Source organism: Bradyrhizobium sp. PRIMUS42 (genome assembly GCF_023006515.1).
Classification (GTDB): Bacteria; Pseudomonadota; Alphaproteobacteria; order Rhizobiales; family Xanthobacteraceae; genus Bradyrhizobium.
This window is the reverse complement of sequence record NZ_JALBGZ010000242.1, coordinates 1-8,416: the sequence shown is the minus strand read 5'-3', so window position 1 is coordinate 8,416 and position 8,416 is coordinate 1. Positions and strand designations below refer to the sequence as shown.

10 protein-coding genes are annotated in these 8,416 nt (G+C 63.8%); 1 reads left to right on the top strand and 9 read right to left on the bottom strand.

Going from position 1 to position 8,416, the window contains the following annotated elements:
* The 9 genes from MOV75_RS18915 to rpoZ all read right to left on the bottom strand — a co-directional run.
* Positions 1–115, bottom strand: a 115-nt coding sequence (locus MOV75_RS18915; protein WP_247006374.1) for a DNA repair protein RecO, incomplete at its 3' end; no start/stop codon positions are given.
* 155 nt (positions 116–270) lie between these two features.
* Complete coding sequence (locus MOV75_RS18910) at positions 271–651, bottom strand: hypothetical protein (protein ID WP_246927266.1); 381 nt, start codon at positions 649–651, stop codon at positions 271–273.
* A gap of 21 nt (positions 652–672) precedes the next feature.
* Positions 673–1,599 (bottom strand): GTPase Era, encoded by a 927-nt coding sequence (era, locus tag MOV75_RS18905; RefSeq protein WP_246927277.1) that lies wholly within the window; start codon positions 1,597–1,599, stop codon positions 673–675.
* Positions 1,589–2,470, bottom strand: a complete 882-nt coding sequence (rnc, locus tag MOV75_RS18900) for a ribonuclease III (protein WP_246927288.1) — start codon at positions 2,468–2,470, stop codon at positions 1,589–1,591. Before rnc ends, era begins: the two co-directional genes overlap by 11 nt.
* Positions 2,467–3,231: a signal peptidase I gene (gene lepB, locus MOV75_RS18895; protein ID WP_246927291.1), complete on the bottom strand. Its 765-nt coding sequence runs from the start codon at positions 3,229–3,231 to the stop codon at positions 2,467–2,469. Before lepB ends, rnc begins: the two co-directional genes overlap by 4 nt.
* A gap of 248 nt (positions 3,232–3,479) precedes the next feature.
* Entirely contained in the window at positions 3,480–3,899 is a 420-nt protein-coding gene (gene acpS / locus MOV75_RS18890) for a holo-ACP synthase (protein ID WP_247006372.1), read from the bottom strand.
* Entirely contained in the window at positions 3,896–4,648 is a 753-nt protein-coding gene (locus MOV75_RS18885; RefSeq protein WP_246927759.1) for a pyridoxine 5'-phosphate synthase, read from the bottom strand. Before MOV75_RS18885 ends, acpS begins: the two co-directional genes overlap by 4 nt.
* Positions 4,649–4,693: 45 nt before the next feature.
* A complete protein-coding gene (locus tag MOV75_RS18880; protein WP_246927757.1) occupies positions 4,694–6,976 on the bottom strand; it encodes a bifunctional (p)ppGpp synthetase/guanosine-3',5'-bis(diphosphate) 3'-pyrophosphohydrolase in 2,283 nt (760 codons plus the stop codon).
* Positions 6,977–7,180: 204 nt separating this feature from the next.
* On the bottom strand, positions 7,181–7,573 hold the full coding sequence (gene rpoZ, locus MOV75_RS18875; RefSeq protein WP_007603391.1) for a DNA-directed RNA polymerase subunit omega: 393 nt from the start codon (positions 7,571–7,573) through the stop codon (positions 7,181–7,183).
* A gap of 328 nt (positions 7,574–7,901) precedes the next feature.
* Here rpoZ and MOV75_RS18870 point away from each other — a divergent pair.
* A partial coding sequence (locus MOV75_RS18870) for an NYN domain-containing protein (protein ID WP_247006370.1) occupies positions 7,902–8,416 on the top strand: 515 nt, incomplete at its 3' end.

The following is an 8,416-nucleotide window of genomic DNA, read 5'->3' as shown; positions in this document are numbered from 1 at the left end:
CACCGCGCACGAGGCCGAGATGCCGGCCATGCGCGCGCGTCAAGAGCTCGACGATGGCGCTGCTCTCGCCATGCCGCCGCACGCCCAGCACGATGCCTTCGTCGGTCCATTCCATGGGGTGAAGTGTAACGCAATTTGAGCGATCGTAGGGTGGGCAAAGCGAAGCGTGCCCACCAATTTGATCCAATGCGCGCCAGCGATTGCGGTGGGCACAGCGCGCAAGGGCGCGCCTTTGCCCACCCTACCGCACCTAATCCACCCTGCGCGCCATTAGGCGTTGAACCAGCCTTGCGCGTCGCCGGTGAAGGAGAAATACAGGCCCATCGTCGTCAGCGCACAGGACACGATCTCGATGGCGCTGTCGAGCTCCATGCCCTTCTCCCCGATGATCTGGCCGAGCGAGATCACCGTCAGCACGAGGGCTGCCGCCAGCACCCAGCGTGGCCAATTCTTGCGATGGTGCGCGGCCAGCCGGACGAAGTAGACCAGGAGCAGGATCATGCCGCCGGCGAGCAAAGTCCCCGTCATGATCATCTGCTCGGTCATCTCCGCATTGGGCGTGCGGTCCTGCACCGCAACGGACAAGGCGTCCAGCATCAACGATGCATAGAGCAGCGCTTCAAAGCGCCGGACGTTGCTGGGCACGCTCATCGGATACCGATCTGTTCTTGGTTATTCCCTGGGAAAGTCCAGGCCCATCTCGCGGTAGCGATCGGGATCGTCGCCCCAGTTCTCGCGCACCTTGACGAACAGGAACAGATGCACCGGCACGTCCAGGATCTGCATCAGCTCCTTGCGCGAGTCCGCGCCGATCGACTTGATGGTGGCGCCGCCCTTGCCGAGCACGATCTTGCGCTGGCTTTCGCGCTCGACGAAGATCGTCTGCTCGATCCGCACCGACTTGTCCTTGCGCTCCTCCCATTTGTCGGTCTCGACCGTGGACTGGTAGGGCAATTCCTGGTGCAGCTTCTGATAGATTTTTTCGCGCGTGATCTCGGCCGCCAGCTGCCGCATCGGCGCGTCCGACATCTGGTCCTCGGGATAGAGGAACGGTCCCGGCGGCACCATCTCTGAAAGCGTCGTGCGGATGTCGTCGACGCCATCGCCCGAGATCGCCGCAATCATGAAGGTCCGCGCGAACTTCATGCGCTCGTTGGCGGCCTGCGCCAGCGCCAAGAGCTTCTCGCGCTGGACCAGGTCGACCTTGTTGATGACCAGGATCTTCTCGTGTTTCACGCTGGCGACCTTGGTGAGGATCGCCTCGGCCTCTTCGTCGATCCCGGCCTTGGCATCCAGCAGCACGCAGACGAGATCGGCGTCATGCGCCCCGCTCCAGGCGGTCGAGACCATGGCGCGGTCGAGCCGGCGCTTGGGCAGAAAGATACCGGGCGTGTCGACCAGGATGATCTGCGCGTTGTTCTCGATGACGATGCCGCGGATCAGCGCGCGCGTGGTCTGCACCTTGCGCGAGACGATCGTGACCTTGGCCCCGACCAGCGCATTGACCAGCGTGGACTTGCCGACGTTCGGCGCGCCGATGAGCGCAACGAAGCCGCAGCGCGTCGCAGTGGGCGTCTCGCCGCTTGCTTCAGCCGTCATTGCCGCCGCCGACGCCTTCACGTTCGATCATCACCGAAGCTGCCACCTTCTCTGCTGCGCGCTTGCTGCCGCCGATGCCTTCGGCCGGCGCGAGGCCCGGCAGATCCACCGCGACGCGGAATTGCGGATCGTGATGCGGGCCGGTGCGCTCGACCTCGCGGTAAACCGGCGTCGGCAGCCCCTTGCCCTGCGCCCATTCCTGCAACACGGTCTTGGGATCGCGCAAGGGACGGCGTGGCTTGTGCATGCGCTCGGTCCAGTTACGTTTGACGAACTCGGACGCAGCCGCGTAGCCGCCATCGAGGAAGACAGCGCCGATCACGGCCTCACAGATGTCGCCGAGCACCGACTTGCGCAGGCGCGCGTCGGCGCTGGGGCCGACCGAGCCCAGCTTTACGTCGTCGAGCAGACCGAGCGACTTGGCGACGTCGGCGCAGCTTTCCTTGCGCACGAGCTCGGCAAGGCGCTTGGACAGCTCGCCCTCATCAGCGTTCGGGAAGGCGTGATAGAGCATGTCGGAGACGACGAGCCCGAGCACGTGGTCGCCAAGGAATTCCAGCCGCTGATAGCTGTCGCCGCGCTTGCGCCCGGACTTCAGCGCCGAGACATGCGTGATCCCCTGCATCAGGAGGTTCGGGTCAGTGAAGCTGTAGCCGATGCGCGCCTCGAGCGCCGCGTTGGCATCGCTGCCCTTGGCCTTGCGGCTCCGCGTCCGCTTCTTCTTCGCGGGCGCCTTGGCTTCAGGAGCCTTGGTTTCAGGGGTTTTGGTTTCAGGAGTCTTGGTCGCAAGGCTCTTGGTCGCAGCTTCGCCGTCGGGGCCTGCTTGGGCCTCCGTTGATTGGATCGCGATGTCCTTGGCTTCGTCTTTCATCGGACAATTTTGAAGAAGCGATTCCAGCGCACCGCCCACGGCCAGCGCCAGAACATCCAGGCATGCTCGCCTTCGGCGATGGAGAAGAAGATCATCTGGGCGCGGCCGATCAGATTCTCCTGCGGCACATAGCCGACCTGGCCGAGGAAGCGGCTATCGGTGGAGTTATCGCGGTTGTCGCCCATCATGAAGAAATGGCCTGATGGCACGGTGTAGACGTTGGTGTTGTCAACATAGCCGTTGTCGGCGCAGTCCAGCGTCTCATAGGACACGCCGTTCGGCAGCGTTTCCTTCCAGCGCTTCACCCGGGAGATGCCGCCGCCTTCCGAGCCGCAGGGTTCCTCTCCGACATATTCGCTCATCCGCTGCCGCTCGACCGGCGTGTCGTTGATGTAGAGCAGCCCGTCCCGCATCTGGATGCGGTCGCCGGGAAGGCCGATCACGCGCTTGATGTAGTCGGTGGAATCGTCCTTCGGCAGGCGAAACACGACGATGTCACCGCGGCTCGGGTCCGAGCCCCAGATGCGCCCGGAGAACAGCGGCGGCGAGAATGGAATCGAATAATGGCTATAGCCGTAGGAATATTTCGAGACGAACAGATAGTCGCCGACCAGCAGCGTCGCCTTCATCGAGCCGGACGGGATGTTGAACGGCTGGAACAGGAAGGTGCGGATCACCAGCGCGATCAGGAGAGCGTGGATCACGACCCGGATCGTTTCGCCGACGCCGCTCTCAGTTTTCGTTCCCGAAGTCACGCTCATTGCTCTCTCAATTCCGGCCGGCGATCACAGAGCGCCCTCCTCCCGCGAACGGCCCACCGGTTCGCGGCACTAGGAGATTGTCCTGATTCTGATAGTGAGGGCCAATTCCGGCGTAAAGCCGAATTCGCCCAAGCTGATTTGCGTCCGCGGACTTTTAGACGGTTGTCGGAGGTCACGCAATCAAGGATCGCGTTAAAACTTCATAAGATATTGATTTACAAAGACAATCATAAAATCCCGAGGCACGATCAGGGTTTCGGCAGCGGCACGGCGGAAATGACGACGAAGGCCTGCGCCAGCGGCCAGTCGTCGGTGATCGACAGGTCGATCCGCGCCTCGAACCCCTCCGGGGTCAGGGCCTGAAGCCGGGCCAGGGCGCCGCCGGTCAGTTGCATGGTCGGCCGCCCGCCCGGCAAGTTGACCACCCCCATGTCGCGCCACCACACACCGCGCCGGATCCCGGTGCCGAGCGCCTTGGAGCAGGCCTCCTTGGCGGCGAAGCGCTTGGCGTAGGTCGCCACCACCATTTTCTCGTTCTTGGCGCGCCGCTCCGCCTTGGCCCGCTCGGCCGGGGTGAAGATGCGGTCGAGGAAGCGCTCGCCATGGCGCTCGATCACCTTGGCGACGCGGGTGATGTCGATGAGGTCGGAGCCGATGCCGATGATCACGCCCGGCTCCGACCGCGGTCCATCGCCGCGCGCATGCTGCGCACCGTCTCGGCAAGGCCGACGAACAGCGCTTCGCCGATCATGTAGTAGCCGATGTTCAGCTCGATGATGTCAGGCAGGGCCGCGATCGTCTCCGCGGTCGCATAGTCGAGCCCGTGCCCGGCATGAACCTCCAGTCCGGCCGACTTCGCCAACTTCACCCCCGCCACGATCCGCTGCCATTCGGCCTCGGCTTTCTCCGTGTGGCCGTCGACCACGGCGTCGCACCAGGCGCCGGTATGGATCTCGATCACGGGCGCGCGCAGCCGCGCCGCCATCTCGATCTGGGCGGGATCGGCGGCGATGAACAGGGAGACCCGAATACCGGCATCGTTCAGCCGCGCGATGTAGGGTGCGAGCGCGTTGTGCTGGCCGACCACGTCGAGGCCGCCTTCGGTGGTCACCTCCTGCCGGCGCTCCGGCACCAGGCACACCGCGTGCGGCTTGGTAGCGAGCGAGATGCGCATCATGTCGTCGGTCGCCGCCATCTCGAAATTGAGCGGCTTGGAGATCTCGGCCCTCAGCCGCGCCATGTCCTCGTCGCGGATGTGGCGGCGATCCTCGCGCAAATGGGCGGTGATGCCGTCGGCCCCGGCCTCGATCGCCAGCAGCGCCGCCCGCACCGGATCGGGATGGCGGCCGCCGCGCGCGTTACGCACGGTTGCGACGTGATCGATATTGACGCCAAGGCGAAGCGGAGAAGCGGGCATTTCAGAACTCACGAAATCAGAGGAATAGGCGCATGCGAGATGCACCTATCCATTAACACGTTCGACTTTGGCGACGACCGCCTTAGCGCGCAACTGGGCCAGGATCGCGCTGAGATGTTTTAGATCGTAGACTTCGAGATCGATCGTCGTCTCCGTGAAGTCAGGGGAGCGGCGCTGCATGCTGATGTTGTCGATGTTGCCGTCGTGCTCGGCGATCACGGTCGCGATCTGCGCCAGCGCTCCGGGCTCGTTGACGTTCTCGACCTTGATGCGGGCCGGGAATCGCTGCGGCGCGGAGTCCTCGATGTCCCAACGGACGTCGAGCCAGCGCTCCGGCTCCTCCTCGAAATCCTTCAGGGCCGGCGCCTGGATCGGATAGATCGTGATGCCCTCGCCCGGCGTGACGATGCCGACGATGCGATCCCCCGGCACGGCGCCGCCGTTCGGGGCGAATTTCACCGGCAGGTCGGAATTGATGCCGCGGATCGGAATGGCGACCGGGCTGCGCGGCTCCGAGGACTTCTCCTTGAGCTTGGCGGCAAGCCCCTTCTTGACGCCGTAGCGCGCAATGCGCTCCTCCTTGTAGTCGGGGTACATCGCACGCGCGACGTGCGAAGCCTTGATCTCGCCGCGCCCCACAGCCGCCATCACGTCTTCGATCGAGGTGCGCGCGAGCCGCGGCAGCGCGCCCTTGAGCTTGTCGTCGGCATATTCGATCTTGGCGCGCTCGAACAGGCGCTCGACGATGCGCCGGCCGAGACCGGCATATTGATCGCGCACGGCGGTGCGCGTGGCACGGCGGATCGCGGCGCGCGCCTTGCCGGTAACCGCAAGCGTTTCCCAGGCCGAGGGCGGTGCCGATTGCGCTTCCGAGGTCAGCACCTCGACCTCGTCGCCGTTCTGGAGTTCCGAGGACAGCGGCGCGAACTGGCCGTTGATCTTGCAGCCCACGGCACTGTTGCCGACGTCGGTATGCACGGCATAGGCGAAGTCGATCACGTTGGCGTGGCGCGGCAGCGCGATCAGCTTGCCCTTCGGGGTGAAGCAGAACACCTGGTCGTGGAACAGCTCGAGCTTGGTGTGCTCGAGGAATTCCTCCGGGTTGGCGCTCTCCGAGAGGATGCCGATGGTGTGGCGCAGCCAGGCGAACGCGTTGGACTCGCGCTTGAGGAATTCGGTCGGCGAGCCGACGCCCTCCTTGTAGAAGACGTGCGCGGCGATGCCGCGCTCGGCGATCTGGTCCATCGCCTCGGTGCGGATCTGCAGCTCGACGCGCTGGTTGCCGGGACCGATCACCGTGGTGTGGATCGAGCGGTAGTCGTTCTGCTTCGGCGTCGAAATGTAGTCCTTGAAGCGCCCCGGCACGACCGGCCAGGTGGTGTGGACGATGCCGAGCGCGCGATAGCAGGCCTCGATGTCGTTGACGACGAGCCGGAAGCCGAAGATGTCGGACAATTGCTCGAAGCCGACCGACTTGCGCTCCATCTTGGTCCAGATGGAGAACGGCTTCTTGCGGCGGCCATAGACCCGCGCGCCGAGCCCCCTGTGGCGCAGATTGTTGGAGAGCTGGTCCTCGATCTCGCCGATCAGATTGCGGTTGCGTTCGGCGAGCGCGTCGAGGCGCTGCATCACCACCGAATAGGCTTCGGGATCGAGGGTGCGGAAGGACAGATCCTCCAGCTCCTCGCGCATTTCCTGCATGCCCATGCGCCCGGCCAGAGGTGCATAGATGTCGAGCGTCTCCTCGGCGATGCGCCTGCGCGATTCCGTCGGCACGAAGTCCAGCGTGCGCATGTTGTGCAGACGGTCGGCGAGCTTGACCAAGAGCACGCGGACATCGTCGGCGATGGCCAGCAACAATTTGCGCAGGTTTTCGGCCTGCTTGGCCTCCCGTGACACCAGCTCGAGTCGCTTCAGCTTGGTCAGGCCCTCGACCAGAGCGCCGATCTCCGGCCCGAAGATCTGGTCGATCTCGGCCCGTGTCGCTTCGGTATCCTCGATCGTGTCGTGGAGCAGCGCGGCTACGATGGTGGCGTCATCGAGCTTCAGGTCGGTGAGAATCGCTGCCACTTCGAGCGGGTGCGAGAAATACGGATCGCCCGAGGCGCGGGTCTGCGAGCCATGCGCCTTCATGGCATAGACATAGGCGCGGTTCAGCAGGTCTTCGTTGGTGTTGGGATTGTAGGACCGGACGCGCTCGACGAGGTCATATTGACGCATCATGCGCGCGCGCGGCTTGGCCGGGCGGGCGACCGGCGCAGTCGGGGCCACGGCAACCGATTCGGTTGCGGCCTGCATCTGCGTGAATCTGCGGCGCCGATATACCATGCCGTCCTGCCTTCAAACGGGCCCTGAGCAGCCCGCTGTATACATCTTAGCTCCGATCGCGCTTGTGTCCGATCAATTCGGTGACAGGACGCATTGCCAGCGACAACGCATGGTAACCACGAAAACGTCAACAAAAGCAAAGGCCCGAACAACCGTTCGGGCCTTTGATAAAATCACAAGAAGTCGACAATCGCGACGGACGATTTACTCGTCTTCCTCGGGCTGCTCCTCGGGCGGCGCGAGGCCTTCGAGACCCTTCAGAAGCTCCTCTTCGGTCATGCGCTCGACGGCGACTTCGGTATCGTCCGCATCGACGCTTGCACCCGCGGAACCGATCAGCGGCACCGTATCCGGCTCGGGCTCGTCGACCTCAACGAACTTCTGGAGCGAGTGCACCAGCTCCTCGCGGAGGTCCTCAGGCGAAATGGTCGTCTCGGCAATTTCGCGCAAAGACACAACAGGGTTCTTGTCGTTATCGCGGTCAACCGTTAGTTGTGAACCGGACGAGATCATGCGGGCACGGTGGGCGGCCAGCAGGACCAAGTCAAACCGGTTGTCGACCTTGTCGATACAATCTTCTACGGTGACGCGAGCCATGGACTGTCGCTCCGTTGTGGGTGGGACGAAATATGTGGATGATTGGGGCTAGTTATAGGGGCCAGGACGGTTTCGCAAGGCCAATTTGTGATTTGGCCTCGCCAAACGGCTCTGCTACCCCCACATTGGGGCAGGGATGGGTGGTTTCCCGGGCCGCCATCGAGGGCGGCGCCGGGGATATGAAAGTCCGCCATAACTATACCTTGATTGCCCCGACTTCTCCGGATTTGCGGTTTCGACGGGTTTCGGCAGCACTCTGAAGTGCGTAGCTTGCCGCCGCGCGCCAACAATAAACGATCAATCACGACACACTACGCGAGCAAACTGAATGTCCCCTTCCTCTACCGACAAGATCGCGCTCTTCATCGACGGAGCCAATCTCTACGCGACGGCGAAAACTCTGGGCTTCGACATCGACTACAAGCGCCTGCTGAAGGAGTTTCAGAGCCGCGGGACGCTGCTTCGGGCGTTCTACTACACCGCGATCATCGAGGATCAGGAATACTCCTCGATTCGCCCGCTGATCGACTGGCTGGACTACAACGGCTACACCGTCGTCACCAAGGCGACCAAGGAGTTCATCGACGCCTCCGGCCGCCGCAAGGTCAAGGGCAACATGGACATCGAGCTCGCCGTGGACGCCATGGAGCTCGCCGAGCACATCGACCAGATGGTGCTGTTCTCCGGTGACGGCGACTTCCGCTCCCTGGTCGAGGCCGTGCAGCGCCGCGGCGTGCGGGTCACCGTGATCTCCACCATCGCCAGCCAGCCGCCGATGATCGCCGACGAGCTGCGCCGCCAGGCCGACGTCTTCACCGACCTCGTCGAGCTGCAATCCAAGCT

Coding starts and splice junctions, on each gene's coding strand:
- MOV75_RS18910 (WP_246927266.1), bottom strand. CDS start 651: ATGAGCGTGCCCAGCAACGTCCGGCGCTTTGAAGCGCTGCTCTATGCA.
- era (WP_246927277.1), bottom strand. CDS start 1,599: ATGACGGCTGAAGCAAGCGGCGAGACGCCCACTGCGACGCGCTGCGGC.
- rnc (WP_246927288.1), bottom strand. CDS start 2,470: ATGAAAGACGAAGCCAAGGACATCGCGATCCAATCAACGGAGGCCCAA.
- lepB (WP_246927291.1), bottom strand. CDS start 3,231: ATGAGCGTGACTTCGGGAACGAAAACTGAGAGCGGCGTCGGCGAAACG.
- MOV75_RS18885 (WP_246927759.1), bottom strand. CDS start 4,648: ATGCCCGCTTCTCCGCTTCGCCTTGGCGTCAATATCGATCACGTCGCA.
- MOV75_RS18880 (WP_246927757.1), bottom strand. CDS start 6,976: ATGGTATATCGGCGCCGCAGATTCACGCAGATGCAGGCCGCAACCGAA.
- rpoZ (WP_007603391.1), bottom strand. CDS start 7,573: ATGGCTCGCGTCACCGTAGAAGATTGTATCGACAAGGTCGACAACCGG.